The following is a 19,379-nucleotide window of genomic DNA, read 5'->3' as shown; positions in this document are numbered from 1 at the left end:
GCGTACGGTGTGCGCGTAAGGCTACCCTTACCCATCGGCCACCGAACTGACGACCAGAGTATATGATAATGATTTTCATACCCGAATTGGCTCCGGTATCCGCATGACTCAGGGAGGAACCCATGTCCGTCAGGGACACCACGGCACAGCCCGGCAGGGCAGAGAGCACGGGCAAGGAACCGCCGGGCGGCGGGGATCCGCTCTTCGCTCTGCTCGGCAGCGTCCGAGCACGCTTGTGTCTGGCACTCGTTGTGGGGGCCGCCGGCGGAGTCCTCGGTGTCGCCGGGCTGGTGCTGGTCGGGTTCGCGCTCGACGAGCTGTTCGCCGGCGACCCGTCGGGCACGCGCGTCGCATGGCTCCTCGCCGCCGCCACAGCGGTCATGATCGGTCGGTTCGCGACGCGCAAGTGGGCCTTCGACCTGTCGCACCTCGCCTCGTTCGCCTTGGAGACCACCCTCAGGCGCGATCTGGCCGAGCACCTGTCGGCCGTGCCGCTCGGCGAAGTCCAGAACCTCGGCTCCGGGGCGCTCAAGAAGGTCGTCCAGGACGATGTCCGCGCTCTGCACGGCGCCGTGGCCGACGCGACACCGATGCTCGGCGCGAGCCTGGCCCAGCCCCTCGCCGCCCTCGCCGCGCTCGCGGTCATCGACTGGCGGCTGCTGCTTGCGGTTCTCGCGCTGGTCCCGGCCGTCGCGATCGGCTTCCGCCTCGTGACGCGCGACTACGCGGCCCAGCGCCGCGCCTACGACGAGGCCAACGAAGCCGTCAACGAAGCCGTCGTCGAATTCGTCCAGGGCATGCCGGTGGTCCGCACCTTCGACGACGGCACGACCTCGTTCGCCCGCTTCTCCGACCGGGTCGAGGACTTCACCAGGGCAACCGAGGTCTGGCAGCGGCAGAGCAGGACCGCCGGGGTTCTCACCCGGGCCGCGATGACGCCTCTTCCCACCCTGGTGATCGTCCTCGCGGTCGGCACCTGGCTGGTGTCGGCGGACTCCATGTCCGTCATCGACCTCGTCCTCGCCACGCTGCTGGGCACGATGCCGATCGAGTCGGTGGTGCCGCTGATGTACCTGAGCAACTTCATCACCGACTCCCGCGCCGGCGCCATCCGTATCGGCGAGATCCTCGCCATCGAACGCCTTCCCGAGCCGGAGGCCCCCCGGCAGCCGGCCGACGGCTCGATCACCTTCGAGAACGTCGTCTTCTCCTACGGCCCGGGCGTCGGTGCGACCGCCGGCGGCGGGAGCGAGTCCGCCGGCCGCAGAGCGCTCGACGGGGTCGGCCTGCACATCCCCGACGGCACGGTGTGCGCCCTCGTCGGCGCCTCGGGCTCGGGCAAGTCGACCGTCGCCAGGCTCATCCCCCGGTTCTGGGACGTGGCTTCGGGCACCGTGCGCGTCGGTGGCGTCGACGTCCGCGACATGGCCCCGGACGTGCTGCTGCGGCACGTCGGCCTCGTCTTCCAGGACCCCTTCCTCCTCGACGACACCGTCGCGGAGAACATCCGGCTGGCCCGCCCCGACGCCTCCGACGACGACGTGCGCGCCGCGGCACGCGCCGCGCAGGCCGACGAGTTCATCCGTACCGAGCTGCCCGACGGCTACGACACCCGCGTGGGCGAGCGCGGAACCCTGCTCTCGGGCGGACAGCGGCAGCGCATCACCATCGCCCGGGCGCTCTTGGCCGACGCGCCCGTCATCGTCCTCGACGAGGCCACCGCGTTCGCGGACCCGGAGAACGAGGCCGCGATCCAGCGCGCCCTGGCCGAACTGACCCGCGGACGCACGGTCGTGGTGGTCGCGCACCGCCTGGCCACCATCGTCGACGCCGACCAGATCGTGGTCCTCGACCACGGCAAGGTCGCGGAGAGCGGCACCCATACGTCCCTGCTCGACGCCGACGGCCGCTACGCCGCCCTGTGGCGGCAGCACACCAAGGCCGACGGGTGGGGGCTCGGCGGCAGCCGGCCCGCCGCGGTGGCCACCGCCGACACCTCGGAGGTTCCGGCATGAAGCGCCTCTACCGCCTGATGCTGCTCGCCGCCGGATCGCGCCGCCGTCAGTTCCTTGCCTCGCTGCGCGCGTCGGTCGTCGGCTCGGTCGCGCAGGCAGCCGCGTACGGCGTCCTGATCGGCCTGATCCACGAGCTGGCGCAGCCCGATGTCGACAGTGCCGCCGCCTGGACCTGGTTCGCGGCATTCGTCGCGCTGTACGCGATCGAAGCCGTCTGCCGGCTGGCGGAACTCCGCTTCCAGTACCACGACTGGGCGCAGGTCATGTCCGACCTGCGCCTCGGGCTCGGTGAGAAGCTTCGCACGATGCCCCTGCGGGACCTGGAGAAGCGATCCGCGGGCGATCTCAGCGCCGTGGTGGGCGGCAACGTCGCGTACGCATCGATGGGCGCGTCGCATATCGCGTTCCTGTTCCTGCAGGCCGCCATCGTTCCCGTCGTGCTCGTGGCCGTCATCTTCGCGGTCGACTGGCGCGTCGGACTGGTGCTGTCGGTGACGCTGCCGGCGGCACTGCCCTTCGTCCGCCGCATCCAGCGGCGTTCCGGCGAGGGACAGCGGGCTGGCGCCGCCGCGGACGCCGCGGCCTCGTCGAGGATCGTCGAGTACGTGCAGGCTCTGCCCGTGCTGCGGGCGACGGGTCAGGCGGGCGCCTCCTCCCGCCGGCTCAACGAGGCGCTCGAACATCAGACGCACGTCATGAGCAAGACCCAGAAGTCGCTCACCCTGCCCAGCATCGTCGCCACCACGGCCATGCAGATCGGCATCGTCGCGGCCTCCGCGGCGGGGGCATCCATGGTCTTCGACGCCGACCTGTCCGCCGCACTGCTCGTCGCGCTGGTGGTGGCCGCCGTCAAGCTCGCCGAGCCGCTCGCCAACGCCGCCTCCATGATCGCCGTATTCGAACTGTCGGAGGCATCGCTGGAGCGCATCGCCGAGATCATGGACAGCGAGCCACTGCCGGCCGCCGGCGGTGACGCGCGCCTCGACCGCTTCGACATCTCCTTCGAGGAAGTGACGTTCCGCTACCACCCGTCCGACCCCGAGCCCGTACTCGACGCCCTCTCCTTCACCCTGCCGGCACGTTCCCTGACCGCGCTCGTGGGCCCCTCCGGGTCGGGCAAGTCCACGATCTCCAAGCTCATCACCCGCTACGCCGACCCCGAAGCCGGGACCGTCCGGATCGGCGACGCCGATCTGCGGGATGTCGCGCCCGGGGAGATCTACCGCCATGTCGCGGTGGTCTTCCAGGACGTCTACCTCTTCAACGACACCATCCGTGCCAACATCGCCATGGCCCGTCCCGGGGCGTCCGACGAGGAAGTGGAGGCTGCGGCCCGGGCGGCGAACGTGCACGAGTTCGTCACCCGCCTCCCCCGGGGCTACGACACCCGCGTCGGCGAGATCGGGGGCGCGCTCTCGGGAGGCGAGCGACAGCGGGTGTCGATCGCCCGGGCCATTTTGAAGGACGCGCCCGTCGTCATCCTCGACGAGCCGACCGCCGCACTCGACAGCGAGAGCGAGACAGCAGTCCAGGAAGCCATCGACACGTTGGTCGCGCACAAGACCGTGCTGGTCATCGCACACCGGCTGTCCACCGTGGCCGGTGCCGACCAGATCCTCGTGATCGACGGGGGCGGGGTCGCCGAGCGCGGCACGCACGCCGAACTGCTGGAGAGGGGCGGGCGCTACGCCGGCATGTGGGCCGCGCAGAGGAGCGCACGCAGATGGCGCGTGACCGCCACGGCCGGATCGTGACGTAGAGCCTGCCGAGCAGGTACGCCGCGGAGACCGCCCGCGCGGCCGGGCGGTCGTCCGGCTCAGCTCTCCAGTCCGCGCAGGTAACGCCCGAGCTTCTCCAGGCCGTCGATGTTCCGCGGGCCGCTGATGCCTCCCAGCCCACCTGGGTCCAGCGCTCGTCGAGGTCGGCGAAGATGGTGCGGCCGCCGGCGGTGGCGATGGTGTCGGTGGGCTCGCGGCCCTGGTCGGCGCCGGTCTCGCGATGTGCGGCGCCGCGCTGCAGGCCGTCACGCGCAACCCGCTCGCCGACCCGTACCTGCTCGGGGTCTCCCCCGGCGCGTCGACCGGGGCCGTGATCGTGGTCGTCCTCGGGCGACGGCGCGGGCTCGCTGAGCATCACCGTACGCCGGACCCGTACGGTCCTCCTGGTCGTCACCTCGCTGATGACGGCGGTCGCGGTCGCCTCCGTCGGCGCGATCGGCCTCGTCGGCCTCATCGTTCCGCAAGGCGTACGGTTCGTCGCCGGCCCGCTGCACCCGACACTGCTGCGGGCCGCGGCCCCGTCCCCCCGGCCGGTCCCCGTGAACGGCCGGGCATGACGGGGCAGTCGGGACGGCCCGTACCGTCGCCCGCCCTCGGCACCGCGGACGGCCGGCTTGACCGGCTTCACCGCACCCGCGTGGCGTCGAGCGCCGGAGCTCCGCCCGGTCGCTCAGCTGGTTCCGAGCGACTTCTGGAGCGCGGTGAGGTTCGCTTCCATGATCGTGAAGTAGTCGTCGCCCTTCGACTTGCCGGTGATGCCCTCGACCGGGTCCAGCACGTCGGTCTTCAGGCCCAGGTCGTCCGCGAGGGTCTTCGCCGTCTTGTCGCTGACCAGCGTCTCGAAGAAGACCGTGGTGACGCCGTCGTGCTCGGCGATGTCCTGAAGCTCCTGTATCCGGGCCGCGCTGGGCTCGGACTCGGGGGCGAGGCCGCTGATCGCCTCCTGCGTCAGACCGTATCGCTCGGCGAGGTAGCCGAAGGCGGCGTGGGTGGTGATGAAGGTATCGGTCTTCATGTTCCCCAGCCCCTCCTCGAACCGCCTGTCGAGCTTGTGCAGGCGGTCGGCGAGGCCGGCGGCGTTCTTCTCGTACGCCGCGGCGTGCTCCGGGTCGGCCTTCGCCATCGCCTTGCCGACGCCCTCGGCGACCTCGGCGTAGCGCACGGGGTCGAGCCAGACGTGCGGGTCGAGACCTTCCTCACCGTGGTCGTGGCCCTCGCCCTCCTCCTCGGCGTGTCCCTCGTCCTCGGACTCGCCCTCAGCGTGCTCGCCGCCGTGGTCGCGGCCGTCCTCCTCACCCCCGTGCGCCTCGAGGGTGGTGAACTCCGACGCTTCCACCACGTGCTCGGCACCGGACTGCTCGATCGCCTCGTCGACCACGGGCTGTATGTCCTTGAGGTAGAGGATCAGGCCGGCATCGCCCAGTTCGCCGATCTGCTGCGGGGAGAGCTCCAGGTCGTGCGGCTCGGCCCCGGGCGCGGTGAGCGTGGTGACCTCGGCGCGCTCGCCGCCGATCTCCTCGGCAAGGAACTGCATGGGGTAGAACGACGCGGTCACCTGCAGCTTGCCGTCCCCGCCACCGGCACCGGCGCCACCGTCACAGCCGCAGGCGGCAAGCGTCAGCACAGCGGCGGAGGCGAAAGCGGTCACGGAGAGGCCGGGTATGCATCGGCGACTAATCTTCATGACAATCATTTTCATCATGGGCCGGAACGGATGTCAAAAGGCTGGTGCCCGCCGCACCGCGGCGCGGTCCACGGTGCGCGCATGAACCGCCCGTACGGTACGGGCGATCAGCGCGGTGTCCGGCGGATGAGCAGTACATGGTCGGTGACGGTGGCCGTCTGTCCGCCGGGGCCGGTTGCCTCACGTTCGGGAGCATCGGCCCGTTCGACGGTCCAGGTGGAGGTGGGCAGGTCGAGTTCGGCGTGGATCTCCTCCGGGGCCGGGAAGCGGGTGTCGGGGTCCTGGTTCCAGGACCAGGGGGCGATGGATCCGTGGTCGACGACCAGGAGGTGCCCGCCCGGGTTCAGCGCCCTGGCTGCGGTGCGCAGGATCGCCGCGCGGGGGAGGTCGAAGGGAGTGTGGAAGTACTGCGCCGAGATCAGGTCGAACGTACCGCTCGGGAACGACCGTCCCAGGTCGTGCCGTTCCGCGGCCACAAGGCCGCCGAGACCGGCCTCCCCGGCGATGAGGAGGATCTGCTCGACCGCGGTGGCCGAGATGTCGGCCGCGGTGACCCGCCAACCCCGGCGCGCGAGCCAGAGCGTGTCACCGCCGGCACCGCACCCCAGATCCAGTGCGGTGCCGGCCGGAAGCTGCCCGGCCACGTCGACAAGCAGCGGGTTGGTCCGGGTTCGCCACACGGCACCGTCCTGCCGGTGCTCGCGGTAGAAGTTCTCCCAGAACTCTTCGGGATCCATGAACTACCTCTTCCTCACGATGTCCGAGTTCTCCGGCCAATCGACAGGGCCAGGAGGCTGAGGCGTCACAGCCGGGTCCCGTCCGGCAGCCGGAGCGCCGCGACGCGCCCGTCGCGGGTGGCGGCGACCAGCAGCCCCGGGCCGGACCAGGCCAACGCGGTGACGGGGGCACCGAGTTCGTACCGGTGCACGGGTCGCACGCGTCCCCCCGCCTGGCCGGCAGCCGCGTGCCAGAGGGCGAGCGTGCCGTCGTCGCCGCCGCTGGCCAGGTGGGCACGGGTGCCGGGACGCCAGGCCAGCGCGGTGACGGTCTCATGGGCCCGGAGCATGCGCGGACTGGTGCCGGCAGGGCCCTGACCGGAGAAGTCCCAGACGGTGACGTCGGGGGCACCGTCGGCGGCGAGCCAGCGGCCGGTGTCGTCGAAAGCGAGCCGGGAGACCTTCGCCGGGTAGCCGGACATGGTCAGCTCGTCGCCGTCGCGGGTGCGCCAGATGTGGATGGAGGCGTCCTGGTTGCCACTGCAGATCCAGCGGCCGGTCGGGGCGACGGCGAGCGCCAGGTGGGAGCCGGCATAGGGATAGGTGACCACGGGTGCGGCCTGGTGGCGTTCGTGGCAGCGCACCGCCCCGTACGCGGCGACGGCCAGCCGCCGTCCGCCGCGCATCCAGGCGACGTCGGTGACCGTGCTGGCCGCCGGCTCGGTGGTCCACACCTCGGTGCCGTCGGGGCGGAGGACGACGGCCCGGCGACCGGTCGCGACGGCCACCTGGTCCACGCCGGACCAGGCGGCGGCCTGCGACCAGGTGCCGGTGGCGGCCCGTCGTACGCGCCGGTCGGCACGGCGCCAGAGCGCGTGGCCGCCGGGGCCGGCAACGGCCAGGTGCTGCGCGTCGGGGGAGAGCGCGGTGTGCAACATGCCTTCGGGCAGCGGAAAGTGGTCAATCGGCGCGCCGGCAGCCGCATGGAAGACCCAGGCCGTGCCGCCGGCCCCGGCGACCACGACCAGGTCACCGGCGGCGCTGACGGAGACCGGGGCGTCGTCCACCTCGGTGGTCCACGCGTACGCGGCCGGGGAGCCGTCGGTCCCGGGAACCGTGTCAGACGTGGTGCTCATACGACGGCCTCCGCACCCACCAGGCAGCCGGCGAAGCCGCGCTCCAGTTCGGCCCGGTCCAGGTGGCGGCCGATGACGTCGAGGATGCGCCGCAGGTCGATCTCGGCGTGCGCGGCCGGTATGACCTCGACGCCGCTGAGGCCGTCGTCGATGCCGACCTCGCCGTACTCGTTCTCGATGACGGCGATGCGCAGGCCGTGGTGCTCGGTGAGGATGCGGTTGAGCAGAGTGGTCTTGCCGGAGCCCAGGAAGCCGGTCAGCACCGTCACCGGCACCCGGTCGTCGACGCGCTCTGCGTGGGCGGTGGCATCGGTCATGGTGGTCAGGCTCCTTCGGCAGGCTGACGGTTCATCACGGCGGCGGCGTCGTCCGGGCCGAGCAGTTCACGGACGGGCCGCTTCAACTCGGTGACGCGGGAGGACGGGTGGAGCTGAGGAACACCGGGCGGCATGGGGCGGCTCCTATCTGTGGTCCGGCACGCAGCGGGCGCAGACGCCGCTGAGTTCGAGGGTGTGCTCGATGTCGGCGAAGCCGGTCGCGCCGGTGAGGCAGTCGGCCCAGCGCTCGACGACCTCGGTATCGACGGCCCGGCTGAAGCCGCACAGGCGGCAGATCAGGTAGTGACGGTGACCGGCGTCCGGCCGCGGGCGGTACAGCCGCTCGCCGGACTCATCCCGTACGACGTCCACTCGCCCGATGCGCTCCAACTCGCGCAGCGTGCGGTAGACCGTCGTCAGCCCGACGGCGGCACCCACCGCGGCCAGTTGCGCGTGCAACTGCTGGGCAGAGACGAAGTCGCCGCCACGCTGCAACGCGCTGAACACCGCGGCGCGCTGCCGCGTCCTGCGCAGCCGCGTCTCTGGCATGGCAAGACTCCCAAGGGTTGACCGGCACTGGTGCTCTGCGCCATGCTAGATGAACATGGTTTTCATGTCTATCTAATGCCCTTGTGTCGGTGGTGGTCAGCGTCTTCCACACCGGAACGAGCGGACCGCCGTCGACCCTCGTTCGCACCTTCAAGGCGGGTCCGCTCGGCGGGGGGTGAACTTCCGGCGCCAGGCCAGGGAGACGTACACCAGGGCGACGAGGACCGGGACCTCGATGAGGGGGCCGACGACGCCGGAGAGGGCCTGGCCGGAGGTGACGCCGAAGGTGGCGATGGCGACCGCGATGGCGAGTTCGAAGTTGTTTGCCGGCCGCGGTGAAGGCGAGGGTGGCGGTGCGGTCGCAGGTCAGGCCGATGGCCTTGCCGAGGGCGAAGGTGCCGAACCACATCACTGCGAAGTAGACCAGGAGCGGCAGCGCGATCCGGGCGACGTCCAGGGGCCGCGAGGTGATGGTCTCGCCTTGGAGGGCGAAGAGGAGCACGATCGTGAAGAGCAGCCCGTACAGGGCCCAGGGGCCCATGCGGGGCAGGAACTTCTGCTCGTAGTCCGTGCGCCCCAGCCTGCGTTCGCCGAGGCGGCGGGTGAGGAAGCCGGCGAGGAGGGGGACGCCGGGGAAGACGGCGACGTTGGCGGCGATCTTCCAGGCGGAGATGTCCAGGTGTTCGCCTTCACCCAGGCCGAGCCAGCCGGGGAGGAGGTCGAGGCAGAACCAGCCGAGGAGGCCCAAGGCCAGGACCTGGAAGACGGAGTTGAGCGCCACCAGGACGGCGGCGGCTTCGCGGTCGCCGCAGGCCAGGTCGTTCCAGATGATGACCATCGCGATGCAGCGGGCGAGCCCGACGATGATCAGGCCGGTGCGGTACTCGGGCAGGCCGGGCAGGAAGGTCCAGGCGAGGGCGGACATCACCGCCGGGCCGACGAGCCAGACCGCGATGCCCGACAAGCCCTCCGTCCTGTTCGTCTGCGTCCACAACGCCGGCCGCTCCCAGATGGCCGCCGCCTGGCTGACCCACCTCGCCGGCGACCGCGTCGACGTCCGCTCCGCCGGCTCGATCCCCGCCGGCACCGTCAACCCCGCGGCCGTCGAGGCGATGCGGGAGGTCGGCATCGACATCACCCACGAGCAGCCCAAAGTCCTCACCGCCGACGCCGTGCAGGCGTCCGACGTCGTCATCACCATGGCTGCGGCGACGCCTGCCCCGTCTTCCCCGGCAAGACCTGCCTCGACTGGGATCTCGACGACCCCGCCGGGCAGGGCGTCGAGACCGTACGTCCCATCCGCGACGAGATCCGTGCGCGTATCGAAGCCCTCATCGCCGGCATCGCCCCGGCAGCCGGCGCGTAGGGAGTCATGACCGGCGGGGCTGGCGGGTCGCCCTCTCGGGCGGCACCGTCCCCTCCCCCGGCAGGCTCCCTTGCGGAGGTGCCGTGCGATGAGCCGTCAGCGCCGCCACCGCGCTGATCACGGCGAGGGCGGCGAAGAGGTGCGGGTAGCCGCCGAGCGGTGCGGCCAGGGCGGTGCCCGCGAAGGGGGCCAGGGCGGAGGCGGTGATAGTGGGTGCGGCGAGCAGCCCGGAGAGGCGTCCGTAGTGGGTGGTGCCCCAGCGGTCGGTGATGGCGGTGGCCTGCAGGAGGGTGAGGTTGCCGCGGACGACGCCCGCGGTGACGGCGAGGGCGGCGAGCAGCGCGTACGGGCCGGGGATGAGGGCGAACGCGAGGGTGCTCAGGCCGCCCAGGCCGACGAGGGCGGCGGTGCGTGCCGCGGGCCGGGTGCGGCGGGCGAGGGCCGCGTACAGGGTGCGCCCGAGGGTCTGGCCCACGCCTCCCAGACCGAGGACCCAGGCTGCCTGTCCCGTGGTGTATCCGCGTTCGAGGAGCAGGGGTACGACCGTGACGACGACCGCGTACATGGCGAAGGCGGAGAGCGTCAGGGCTGCGGCGAGGAGTACGAAGGTGCGGCTGCGGGCGATGCTTGTCGAGGTCGTCGGGCCCGCTGCGGGAGGCGGCGGGGCGGGCGGCCAGGGGCCGCGCAGGGCGAGGGCATGGGCGGGCAGGGTGAGTGCGGCCAGGACGGCGGCGAGGATGAGGTAGGTGTGCCGCCAGGAGAAGTGGGCGGCGAGTTCGGCGGTCAGGGGCGCGAAGACGGTGGAGGCCAGCCCGCCGGCGAGGGTGACGGTCGTGAGGGCGCGTACGTGGTCCGGCGCGAACCACCGGGTGAGGGCCGCGAAGGCGGGCTGATAGAAGGTGGCCGCCATCGCGAGCCCGGCCAGCAGCCACCCCGCGAAGAACTGGGGGAGGCCGGGGGCCGTGGCGATGAGGGCCAGGCTCGTGATGCCGGCAACCGACCCCCACGTCATCACTCTGCGCGGGCCGTGGGCGTCGAGGATGCGGCCGATGCGGATACCGGCGAGGGCGGAGACGAGGAGCGCGGCGGAGAACGCCGCGGTGGTGGCCGCCGGGCTCCAGCCGGTGGCGGCGGTGATCTCGGGGTTGAGGACGGGGAAGGCGTAGTAGACGATGCCCCAGCTCGTGATCTGGGTCAGGCACAGGGCGGGCAGAGCCGCGCGGGGACGCGGCCGGTGACCGGCTGTGGTCGCGTCCCCGCTCGTGCCCACGTCGCTCATCGGCCGGTCAGCAGCAACCGGCGGCTGCGGTCTGTTGCTCCGCGGGAGTGGCGGCAGCGCCAGCGGGCGTGCAGCAGTTGCTGTTCTGCTCCTTCACCAGGGAGTCGGCGTCGGCCTTGACGACGTACACCTCCCACGGCTCCTGGCCCGGGCCCTGCACCCAGACCTTGTCCTGCAGGGCGTAACAGCAGGTGGTGTCATTCTCCTCGACGGTGGGCAGTCCGGCCTGGTCCAGTCTGGCGGTGGCCTGCCGGACGTCCTCGGCGGACGCCACTTCGACTCCCAGGTGGTCCAGGCGGGTATCCTCCCCCGCCGTTCCCTCGATGAGGACCAGCTTGAGGGGAGGCTCGGCGATGGCGAAGTTGGCGTAGCCGTCGCGGAGCTTGGCCGGCTCGGCCCCGAACAACTTGCTGTAGAAGTCGATCGATGCTTGCAGGTCGGGGACGCGCAGAGCGAGTTGCATCCGAGACATGAGCCGCTCCTTCTGTTTCGACGTTCTTCGATACTGCCTAGCGTGCACGCTGAATCGACGTTCGTCAACATAGAGATTCGTCTAATCCATCCGGTGGAAGCCGCCCGTAGCACGCACGACTCTTGGCAGGTGATTCGGCGGATGTCAACATAGACGTATGTCTAAGTTGGCTTCGGACTCCGCCGTGCTCGCCACCGTCACGCCGCTGGGGTGCTGCCAGCCGCTGGGTCGGGAAGAGCTCTCCCCCGCGGACGCCGAGCAGGTCGCCGCCATGTTCAAGGCGCTGTCCGACCCCGTCCGCCTGAGGCTCTTCTCAAGGATCGCGGCTCGCCCGGGCGGGGAAGCCTGCGTCTGCGAGATCCAGGACGTCGGTGTCTCCCAGCCCACGGTCAGCCACCACCTGCGCAAACTGCGGGAAGCCGGGCTGCTGTTGTCCGAACGCCGCGCCAGTTGGGTGTATTACCGGGTCGTGCCCGGGGCGCTGTCGGTCATGGCCGGCCTGCTGTCGCAGACCGACCCGATCGGCGGCTGAGGAGACGACATGTGCCGGGACGGCGCTGCTGCTTGCGACGGAACATGCCTGACGCTCAGCGCGGCGGACGTGGTCTGGTGGTCCAGCGTGTTCAAGACCTTGGGAGATCCGGTGCGCCTCCGGCTCCTGATGCGCCTGGCCGAACGGCAGGGGGCCGAGGTGGCGGTGCACGAACTGGCGGACGTCGGGGTGTCTCTCGCGACGGTCAGCCACCACCTGAAGCGCCTGCGCTGCATCGGTCTGATCGAGAGCAGGCGGGACGGCCGGCTCGTCTACTACCGCCTGCGTGCGGAAGTGCGCACGGCCCTGATGCACATCCTGCATCAGCGCAGCCAGGTCGGTGTCCCATAGGGCCGGCCGTCCCTGCGGCCCGGTCCCGTACGGCGGTACGAAGCCGGGGCGCCGGGGCGTACCGCGGTACGGGTGTCCTCTTCGGCGGAGGCGGTCAGGGAACCGCGGCTACGGCGGGCAGGTCCAGGTGGACGGTCGTGTCGCACAGCCGTTCCACCTGCGCCGGGTCGTGGGAGACCAGGAGGACCGTGCGTCGCCCGCGCAGCGCCGCGATGGACTGCTCGACCGTGTCCCTGCTCTGCTCGTCGAGCGCACTGGTGGGCTCGTCGAGAAGCAGCCCGGCCGGTTCCAGGGCCAGCGCACGGGCCAGGCACAGTCGCTGCCGCTGTCCCGCGGACAGGGTCTGGGCCGGGGCGTCGAGCCTGTCGGCGACCTCCTTCCACAGCCCGGCCTCGCGCAGGGCCTGCTCCGCTCGTTCGCGTAGCGCCTCACGGGACGCGCGCAGGACGTGGCACAGGCCGAACAGGGCGTTGTCGAGGACGCTGCCCCCGAAGACGACCGGCGTCTGGGGCACCAGGACGACCTTCGCTCTGAGGTCCGCGTCTCCCTTGCCGGGTGCGATGGTGCGATCGAGCACCTTCAAGTCGCCGTCTCTGACCAGCCCGTGGGGAAGCAGGTCCACCAGGGCGCGCAGGACGGTGGACTTGCCGGCGCCCGAGGGGCCGCACAGTCCGGTGGTGGAGCCCCGTTCGAGGCTGAAGGAGACCGGGCCGACCAGGGTCTTGTCGCGCGTGCGTACGCAGAGCTGGTGCACCGTGATTACGTCGTCCATCGTTCTCCTTCGAAGCGGTTGCGCAGCGCGATCGCCGCGCTGAGGAGTACCGCGGTGATCAGGACCAGCACCATGGCGCTTCCCCAGGCCTGGTCGACGGCCTGCGGGTCACCGGAGTCCTGGGAGAGGGTGAAGATGTGGGTCGGCAGTGCCTGCACCGGGGACTCCACGATCCCGTTCGGCACCGCGGGAGCGCCGAAGAACACGGTGGCGGTGAAGAGCAGCGGAGCGGTCTCGCCGGCTGCGCGCGCCAGGCCGAGGAGCAGTCCGGTGACGGTGGCGGGCCAGGTGTAGGGCACGACGACCGACCGGATGTACTGGGCACGTGTGAGCCCCAGCGACAGCGCGCTTTCCGTGAGTTCGGGCGGCAGGCTCCGGATTCGTGCCGCGGTGGTCAGGGCCACGACGGGTGCCACGACGGGGACGAGGACGATGGCGCCGGCCAGCCACGATCTTCCCCATCCCATGGTGGTGGACAGGATGACGAATCCGGCAAGCCCCAGCAGGATGGTCGGAACGCCGCCCAGGACGAGCGTCAGCGTCTGCAGGACACGCGCCGTCCGCGGGGAGGCGTGGGTGCCGATCAGGATGCCGGCGCCGAAGCCCAGCGGCAGGGCGAGCAGTCCGGTGGTGAGGACGAGCAGGACGGTGCCGGCTATCTGGTCGCGTACGCCGCCGCCGGCCGCTCCTGTCGCAGCGCTGAACCAGAACGACGGGTTGAACGCCTCGCTGCCCCGTGTCACGAGGAGGCCGAGTATCCCGATCAGCAGTGCGCTGGGCAGCAGCAGGGCTCCCAGCCGCCATGCCGTCAGCAGCCGGTCCCGCTGCTGCCGCAGCCGCGGTGTCGGCAGGTGCCCGGCCTTGCGGGCGCTCTGGCGTCGCTCCCGCGTGCCCCAGACCGTCGCTCCGGCCACCAGCACCAGGAGGATGATGCCCAGGCCGCACAGGGCGGCGAAGTGCGGTCCTGAGGTGCCGGCGAGTACGGGCTCGGGGCCGGCGAGTTTCGTGGTCAGCGTCTGGCCGGGGTGGCTCAGCGAGTCGAGGAACTCGCCGAAGCTGCGGGGCACCCGCCCGTCGGCCCTGCCCACGACCAGGAACACCGCGATGGCTTCCCCCAGCGCCCGGGCCAGGCCGAGCAGAACGGCGGCACGCATACCCGGCCGCGCCAGCGGCAGGACCGCCGAGCGGATCACTTCCCCGCGGGTGAGGCCGAGGGAGAAGGCGGCCTCGCGGTAGCGGTCGGGAACCGCGGCGAGGGCGTCGACGCTGACGGCCACGACCGTGGGAACGATCATGACGGCGAGGACGATGCCGGCTGCCGCGAGGCTGTCTCCGCCCGGCACGTCGGCGATCGACGCGATGACGGGACGGAGGACGGCGATGCCGATGAGGCCGTAGACGATCGACGGTACGGCGGCGAGCAACTCCACGCACATGCGCATCGGCCGGCCGATGCGCGGCGGGAGGTACTCCGACAGGGCGATGGCCGCCGCCCATCCGACGGGTACGGCGAGGACGAGGGCGAGGACGGAGACCACGGCGGTGCCGTAGATCATCGCCAGGCCGCCGAACGCGGAGTTGGGCGGGCTCCACGCGGCCTCGGTCACCAGGTTCAGCCAGTCGACGGTGCCGCTGCCGATACCGTTGCCGAGATACCCGGCAACGGCCAGCAGCAGCCCCGCGACGGCGAGCGCTCCGGCGTAGACCCAGCTCCACACCCACGTGGACGGGCGTGGGCGTCTTCCCTCTCCGGGGGCGACGGATGGTCGAGCCGGTGTCTTGGTCACAGCCATCGGCTACTTCCCGATTTCCATGAGCTTGAGGTAGCCGTGCTTGGTCATCAGCTCTTGCCCCTTCGGGGAAAGGACGTAGTTGATGAACTTCTTCGCCGTCCCCTCCGGCTTGCCATCGGTGATGAGGAACAGCGGCCGGGACATGGGGTACGTGCCGGAGGCGATGTTCTCGGGGCTGGGCGCGATGCCGTCCAGCGTCACGGCCGCCAGGTCGTCGTGACCTTCGACGAAGCTGGTGGACAGCGGCGCCACGGCGCCGGGGGTCGACTTCAGCTTGTTGCGGGTTTCGAGGTTGCCGCCGACGATGGCGAAGTTGCCCGACTCCGGCGGGGGCGGGGCCTTTTCTTCGCCGTAGATGTACTTGTCGAGTACTTCGCGGGTGCCGCGTCCGGGTTCCTTGTCGTAGACGAAGACCTCGAGGTCCGGGCCGCCGAGTTCGGACCAGTTGGTGATCTTCCCTTCGAACAGGTCACGCACCTGGGCAGCGGTGAGGTTCTCCACGCCGCCTTCGGCGACTTCATCGCTGACGATGACGCCGACGGCATCCGCGCCGACCTGGGTGGGACGGAAGTCGGTGTCGGGATGGGCGGACTTGTCTTCCTCCGCTATGGGCTTGGAGCTCATCGCGATGCCGATCTGGCCCGCCGCGAGCTGGGAGATGCCGCCGGCGGAGCCGCCCTGGGTGGCCACGATGATGTCGAGGCCCTTCGACTTGAGTGCCTCGGCCGCGTCCGCTGCCACCGGAGCCACCGTGGTGGAGCCGCTGACCTGCAGCGCACCTCCTGATCCGGCATCGTCGCCGGCACAGCCGGCCAGGGACATGAACAGCACGGCGGTCGAGGTGAGATATGCGGCGGGGCGCTTGTAAGTGATCATTATGGGGACTCTTTCCTCTGCGGGTTTCTCTGCGTGCGTGCGCGTGATGTGCGCTGTGGTGTGGTTGGTGACGTGCTCAGCCTCTTCGGGAGGTCACCCGACGTGGTGATGGGCGACGGATCGGCGAAGTGGTCGAGACATCCCGCTCGATCTCCCGGAGGGGGAGACGGCGGTGCACGCATTGCCGCAGAAGGCGGCCGAGGAAAGCCGGGAGTCGCCGGGAGCGACACGGGGAGGTCCGGCTGCTGTCCTTGCCGTGCCGGTGGCAGCGGCGGAAACAGGCATGGCGAAGCGAACGGGCTGGTGCATGGTCAGATCCTTCGGGTTGGCGGTGCCCTGAAGAGAACGCGGGGCATCGGTGCCCGGATGGGCTGCCCCGCGCAGGCTGCGGTGGATCTGGCGCAGGTGTGCCGGCAGCGGGGCGCTGCCGGCCCGTTGACAAGAAGCGGGCTCAGTCTGCCCGGAAAGCTGAGGTCTCCCTTCCTCAGAGGGTGGCGGTCAGCCAGACGTGGCCTGCTGCCTGAAGGTGGACGTTCATCCCGTCTGCGGCGGGACTGGTGCGCATGGAGCCGCTGATGAAGCGCCAGGCGCTGTCGGCGTAGGCGGGCAGCAGGGCGTTGAGGCCGATGCGGGCTTCGTGCGTGGACAGGTTGCAGAGGCCCAGCACCACGCAGGAGCGGTCGGCCGGCTCGCGTACGACGACGTCGACCCCGTCGATGTCCATCCGGCGCACGACCGCGTCGTCGGCGAACGCGGCCGCGACCTGCGGCGTGTCCAGGCACCGGGTCATTTCCGGTACCCGGGTCCAGACGGTCTTCGCGGGAGCAGCGGGGTGGGGGGTCACAGCAGTGTCCTTCCTGTCATGGCGGAGCCCGGCTTCCGGCCCAGCAGGTGCAGGACCGTGGGGGCGACGTCGGCGAGCGTCGCCGCCCGGGACAGCGCCGGCATGGGCGCGCTCCACTCGCGGGGGATCAGCACCACAGGGACCGGGTTGGTGGTGTGGCCGCCGTAGGGGCGGGTGGTGCCGTCCGCCGCCTCCTTGGTCATCTTCTCGGCGTTGCCGTGGTCGCCGACGGCGAGCACCCACCGCCCGCCGGCCCGTGCCGCCCTGAGGATCCGTCCCATCGCGCCGTCCGTGGCCTCGCACGCGCTGACGGTGGCGGCCAGGTGGCCGGTGTGCCCCACCACGTCGATGTTGGCCAGATTGGCGACGACAAGGTCGGCGTCCGCGCGGCCGGCGGCCTCGATGACGGCCGTGGTGACGCGGTCGAGGTTCATCTGCGGGCGGGCGACGTAGTCGGGTCTGCCGTCGCCCGTGATCCGCACGTGCTCCTCGACGCTGCGCACCGTGTCGTCGCGGCCGTTGACGTAGTACGTCACGTGCTCGAACTTCTCCGCCTCGGCGATGCGGACGCTGCGCAGTCCGGCCGCGGAGAGTTCGTCGGCCAGGCCGCCGGAGGCGTCCGCCCGCTCCACCAGAGCGGGGATGGCGGCGCGGGTGTCGTACTGGGCCAGGCTGAGCATCCGCGTCGAGCGCCCGGTGGCCGTGAGGTGCCCGGCGAGGCGGTCGGCGAACTGCTGGATGCGGTCGCTGCGGAAGTTGAACCACAGCACCGCGTCGCCGTCGGCGACGGCTGCGTCTCCGGCGGTGGTGAGCACGCTCGCGGGCACCCATTCGTCGCCGCGTTCGGAGGCGGTCAGTGCCTGCTGCACGCTGCCGGCGGGGGTGCCCCGGCCGTCGGCGACCAGGGCGACGGCCTGCTCGGTGAGGTCCAGATTGCCGGCCTTGTCCATGGCGTAGCCGCGGCCGATGACGGTGGCGAGCTGTCCCGTACCGGCGCGGTCGGTCATCTCGCCGACCTGTGCCAGGAAGGTGCGGGCGGTGCCGTCGGCGACGTCCCGTCCGTCGGTGATGGCGTGGATGAACACCCGGCCCACCTCGTGGGCCGCTGCTGCCGCCAGCAGTTCGGCGAGATGCCCGACGTGGGCGTGGATCTGCCCGTCCGAGCAAAGGCCGATCAGATGCAGGGCACGCCCCGCGGCAGCCGTACTGTCCAGGACGGCACCCAGCCGCGGGTGGGTGCGCAGGGTGCCGGTGGCGATGGCCTGCTGGACCAGCAGGCTGTCGTACGGCACGGGCCGTCCGGCGCCGATGACCATGTGCCCGATCTCGGAGTTGCCGACCGTACCCGCGGTCAGTCCGACGGCTTCGCCGGAGGCGTCGGCGAGCGTGTTCGGGAACCGCATGACCATGTCGTCCAGGACCGGAGTGCGGGCCAGGGCAAGCGCGTTGTCGTCGGCCGCCGGGGCGTGGCCCCAGCCGTCGAGCACCAGAAGGATGCCCGGGCCGGCGCGGCTGTCGTCCGGCGCGCTCATACGGTGCTCTGGAGGGTGGGGTGCAGGGTGTCGAGGGTCTGCCAGAAGGTGGGGAAGGACTTGGCGACGCAGCCGGGGTCCTTGATGACCACGCCCTCGGTGCGCAGACCGGCGATCGCGAAGGTCATGGCGATGCGGTGGTCGTCGTAGGTGTCGATCTCCGCGCCGCTCGGGGTGCCGCCGGTGATGTACATGGCGTCGGCGTGCTCTTCGACCTCGATGCCCATCTTGCGCAGCTCGGTGGTGACGGCGGCGATGCGGTCGCACTCCTTGACCCGCAGGGAGGCGATGTTGGTGATCCGGGTGGTGCCCCGGGCGTGGGCGGCGGCGACCGCCAGGGACGGCACGACGTCGGGCATGGCCTCCATGTCGATGTCGATGCCGTGCAGCGGCCCCCCGGTCAGGATGATGGAGTCGTCCGTGACCTCGGCGCGGCAGCCCATGCGCTCCAGTGCCTGGACCAGGTGCGCGTCACCCTGGTGGGAGCCGCTGCCGATGCCGGGGATGACGACCCTGGACTTCAGGATGGCCGCGGCGATCAGGAAGTAGGACATGCCGGAGGCGTCCGGCTCCACGGTGACCGTGCCGCCGCGGGCCTGCTGGCCGGCGGCGACGGTGAACCGCCGGTGGCCGTCGCGGTCGACGCTCACCCCCATCTCCTTCAGCGCGGCGAGCGTCATCTCCACGTACGGCTTGGAGATCAGCTCGTCGCTGATGGTGATCTCAGTGGTGGTCTGTGCCCGCAGCGCGTTGATGATGAGGCTGGAGGTGAACTGGCTGGAGACGGCGCCGCTGATCGAGGTGGCGCCTCCCTTGAAGGAGCCGCCGACCACCCGGATGGGCGGGCTGCCGTTGCCGCGGACCGCGGCGGCGTCCACGCCGAGCGCGGGCAGCGCCTTGAGGAGGTCGCCCATCGGGCGTTCCTGCATACGGGCGTTGCCGTTGATGATCGTGGTGCCCTCGGCGTGCCCGGCCATGGAGATCAGGAACCGCAGCGGGGTGCCGGCGCCGCCGACGAAGATCTCCTCACTCGGTGCGCGCATCGGCCTGCCGGTGGGCGTGACCCGGATGCGGGCCGCCTGCCGGTCGATGTCGCAGGTGACGTGCCCGAACTTCTCGATGGCGCGGGCGAGGTAGACGGTGTCGTCGGAGAGCAGCGCCTTGTCGATGACCGTCTGCTGCCCGGACAGGGAGGCGATGGCCAGGTAGCGGTTGGTGTAGCTCTTGGAACCCAGGACGTGGACGGTCTCGTCGAAACCGGGCAGCGGCCGGACGGTGACGGACTCGGCCTCAAGGCGTGGATCGGACGTTGCGGTCATGCACTGCCTCCAGCGGTCGGGGACGAACGGTGCGGCGTCGCGTGGCGG

Annotated in this window: 18 protein-coding genes and 4 pseudogenes; 7 read left to right on the top strand and 15 right to left on the bottom strand. The window is 71.2% G+C overall.

The window, feature by feature from the left end; all coding sequences use genetic code 11:
- Positions 1 to 122: 122 nt before the first annotated feature.
- From B124_RS11900 to B124_RS11885, 4 genes and pseudogenes are all read left to right on the top strand, one after another.
- Positions 123 to 2,015: an ABC transporter ATP-binding protein gene (locus B124_RS11900; RefSeq protein WP_496502721.1), complete on the top strand. Its 1,893-nt coding sequence runs from the start codon at positions 123 to 125 to the stop codon at positions 2,013 to 2,015.
- Positions 2,012 to 3,769 (top strand): ABC transporter ATP-binding protein, encoded by a 1,758-nt coding sequence (locus B124_RS11895; RefSeq protein ID WP_496502720.1) that lies wholly within the window; start codon positions 2,012 to 2,014, stop codon positions 3,767 to 3,769. Before B124_RS11900 ends, B124_RS11895 begins: the two co-directional genes overlap by 4 nt.
- A gap of 244 nt (positions 3,770 to 4,013) precedes the next feature.
- A pseudogene (locus B124_RS11890) lies at positions 4,014 to 4,064 on the top strand (hypothetical protein); the annotation flags it as partial.
- Positions 4,065 to 4,140: 76 nt separating this feature from the next.
- Entirely contained in the window at positions 4,141 to 4,350 is a 210-nt protein-coding gene (locus tag B124_RS11885) for an iron chelate uptake ABC transporter family permease subunit (protein WP_496502757.1), read from the top strand.
- Positions 4,351 to 4,463: 113 nt separating this feature from the next.
- On the opposite strand, the gene B124_RS11880 is transcribed toward B124_RS11885, so the two are convergent.
- The 7 genes and pseudogenes from B124_RS11880 to arsB all read right to left on the bottom strand — a co-directional run.
- Positions 4,464 to 5,477, bottom strand: a complete 1,014-nt coding sequence (locus tag B124_RS11880) for a metal ABC transporter substrate-binding protein (RefSeq protein ID WP_496502719.1) — start codon at positions 5,475 to 5,477, stop codon at positions 4,464 to 4,466.
- Positions 5,478 to 5,584: 107 nt separating this feature from the next.
- Positions 5,585 to 6,214 carry a class I SAM-dependent methyltransferase gene (locus B124_RS11875; protein WP_496502718.1) on the bottom strand — a complete coding sequence of 210 codons (630 nt, stop codon included), beginning with the start codon at positions 6,212 to 6,214 and terminating at the stop codon, positions 5,585 to 5,587.
- Between the two features lie 65 nt (positions 6,215 to 6,279).
- Positions 6,280 to 7,329 carry a WD40 repeat domain-containing protein gene (locus B124_RS11870; RefSeq protein WP_496502717.1) on the bottom strand — a complete coding sequence of 350 codons (1,050 nt, stop codon included), beginning with the start codon at positions 7,327 to 7,329 and terminating at the stop codon, positions 6,280 to 6,282.
- A 137-nt stretch (positions 7,330 to 7,466) separates the two neighbouring features.
- Positions 7,467 to 7,646, bottom strand: a pseudogene (locus tag B124_RS11865) (GTP-binding protein); the annotation flags it as partial.
- A 5-nt stretch (positions 7,647 to 7,651) separates the two neighbouring features.
- Positions 7,652 to 7,780: a hypothetical protein gene (locus B124_RS11860; RefSeq protein ID WP_496502716.1), complete on the bottom strand. Its 129-nt coding sequence runs from the start codon at positions 7,778 to 7,780 to the stop codon at positions 7,652 to 7,654.
- A gap of 10 nt (positions 7,781 to 7,790) precedes the next feature.
- Complete coding sequence (locus tag B124_RS11855) at positions 7,791 to 8,195, bottom strand: Fur family transcriptional regulator (RefSeq protein ID WP_496502715.1); 405 nt, start codon at positions 8,193 to 8,195, stop codon at positions 7,791 to 7,793.
- Positions 8,196 to 8,345: 150 nt separating this feature from the next.
- Positions 8,346 to 9,141 (bottom strand): annotated as a pseudogene (gene arsB, locus B124_RS11850) (ACR3 family arsenite efflux transporter); the annotation flags it as partial.
- 7 nt (positions 9,142 to 9,148) lie between these two features.
- Between arsB and B124_RS11845 the strand changes: the two are divergent.
- Positions 9,149 to 9,561, top strand: a pseudogene (locus B124_RS11845) (arsenate reductase ArsC).
- Positions 9,562 to 9,565: 4 nt separating this feature from the next.
- On the opposite strand, the gene B124_RS11840 reads toward B124_RS11845, so the two are convergent.
- Together B124_RS11840 and B124_RS11835 are read right to left on the bottom strand one after the other, a co-directional pair.
- The gene (locus B124_RS11840) at positions 9,566 to 10,840 is read right to left on the bottom strand and encodes an MFS transporter (RefSeq protein ID WP_496502714.1); all 1,275 of its coding nucleotides are present in this window, start codon (positions 10,838 to 10,840) and stop codon (positions 9,566 to 9,568) included.
- 7 nt (positions 10,841 to 10,847) lie between these two features.
- A complete protein-coding gene (locus tag B124_RS11835; RefSeq protein WP_496502713.1) occupies positions 10,848 to 11,312 on the bottom strand; it encodes an ArsI/CadI family heavy metal resistance metalloenzyme in 465 nt (154 codons plus the stop codon).
- A gap of 157 nt (positions 11,313 to 11,469) precedes the next feature.
- Here B124_RS11835 and B124_RS11830 point away from each other — a divergent pair, with 157 nt between their 5' ends.
- Positions 11,470 to 11,844 carry an ArsR/SmtB family transcription factor gene (locus B124_RS11830; protein ID WP_496502712.1) on the top strand — a complete coding sequence of 125 codons (375 nt, stop codon included), beginning with the start codon at positions 11,470 to 11,472 and terminating at the stop codon, positions 11,842 to 11,844.
- A gap of 9 nt (positions 11,845 to 11,853) precedes the next feature.
- A complete protein-coding gene (locus tag B124_RS11825) occupies positions 11,854 to 12,195 on the top strand; it encodes an ArsR/SmtB family transcription factor (RefSeq protein WP_496502711.1) in 342 nt (113 codons plus the stop codon).
- Positions 12,196 to 12,289: 94 nt separating this feature from the next.
- Here the strand turns inward: B124_RS11825 and B124_RS11820 are convergent, their stop codons facing one another.
- The 6 genes from B124_RS11820 to aroA all read right to left on the bottom strand — a co-directional run bounded on the left by B124_RS11820 (position 12,290) and on the right by aroA (position 19,331).
- Complete coding sequence (locus B124_RS11820) at positions 12,290 to 12,967, bottom strand: phosphate ABC transporter ATP-binding protein (protein ID WP_496502710.1); 678 nt, start codon at positions 12,965 to 12,967, stop codon at positions 12,290 to 12,292.
- Positions 12,955 to 14,760, bottom strand: a complete 1,806-nt coding sequence (gene pstC / locus B124_RS11815; RefSeq protein ID WP_496502709.1) for a phosphate ABC transporter permease subunit PstC — start codon at positions 14,758 to 14,760, stop codon at positions 12,955 to 12,957. The genes B124_RS11820 and pstC overlap by 13 nt, the downstream gene beginning before the upstream one ends.
- A 3-nt stretch (positions 14,761 to 14,763) precedes the next feature.
- Positions 14,764 to 15,636, bottom strand: coding sequence for a phosphate ABC transporter substrate-binding protein (locus B124_RS11810; protein WP_496502708.1), 873 nt, complete (start codon positions 15,634 to 15,636; stop codon positions 14,764 to 14,766).
- Positions 15,637 to 16,120: 484 nt separating this feature from the next.
- Positions 16,121 to 16,480 (bottom strand): hypothetical protein, encoded by a 360-nt coding sequence (locus B124_RS11805; protein ID WP_496502707.1) that lies wholly within the window; start codon positions 16,478 to 16,480, stop codon positions 16,121 to 16,123.
- Entirely contained in the window at positions 16,477 to 18,012 is a 1,536-nt protein-coding gene (gpmI, locus tag B124_RS11800; protein ID WP_496502706.1) for a 2,3-bisphosphoglycerate-independent phosphoglycerate mutase, read from the bottom strand. Before gpmI ends, B124_RS11805 begins: the two co-directional genes overlap by 4 nt.
- The gene (gene aroA, locus B124_RS11795) at positions 18,009 to 19,331 is read right to left on the bottom strand and encodes a 3-phosphoshikimate 1-carboxyvinyltransferase (RefSeq protein ID WP_496502705.1); all 1,323 of its coding nucleotides are present in this window, start codon (positions 19,329 to 19,331) and stop codon (positions 18,009 to 18,011) included. The genes gpmI and aroA overlap by 4 nt, the downstream gene beginning before the upstream one ends.
- Between the last annotated feature and the right edge of the window lie 48 nt (positions 19,332 to 19,379).

This window comes from Streptomyces sp. CNP082 (assembly GCF_059570535.1).
This window is presented reverse-complemented; position numbering and strand designations above follow the sequence as displayed.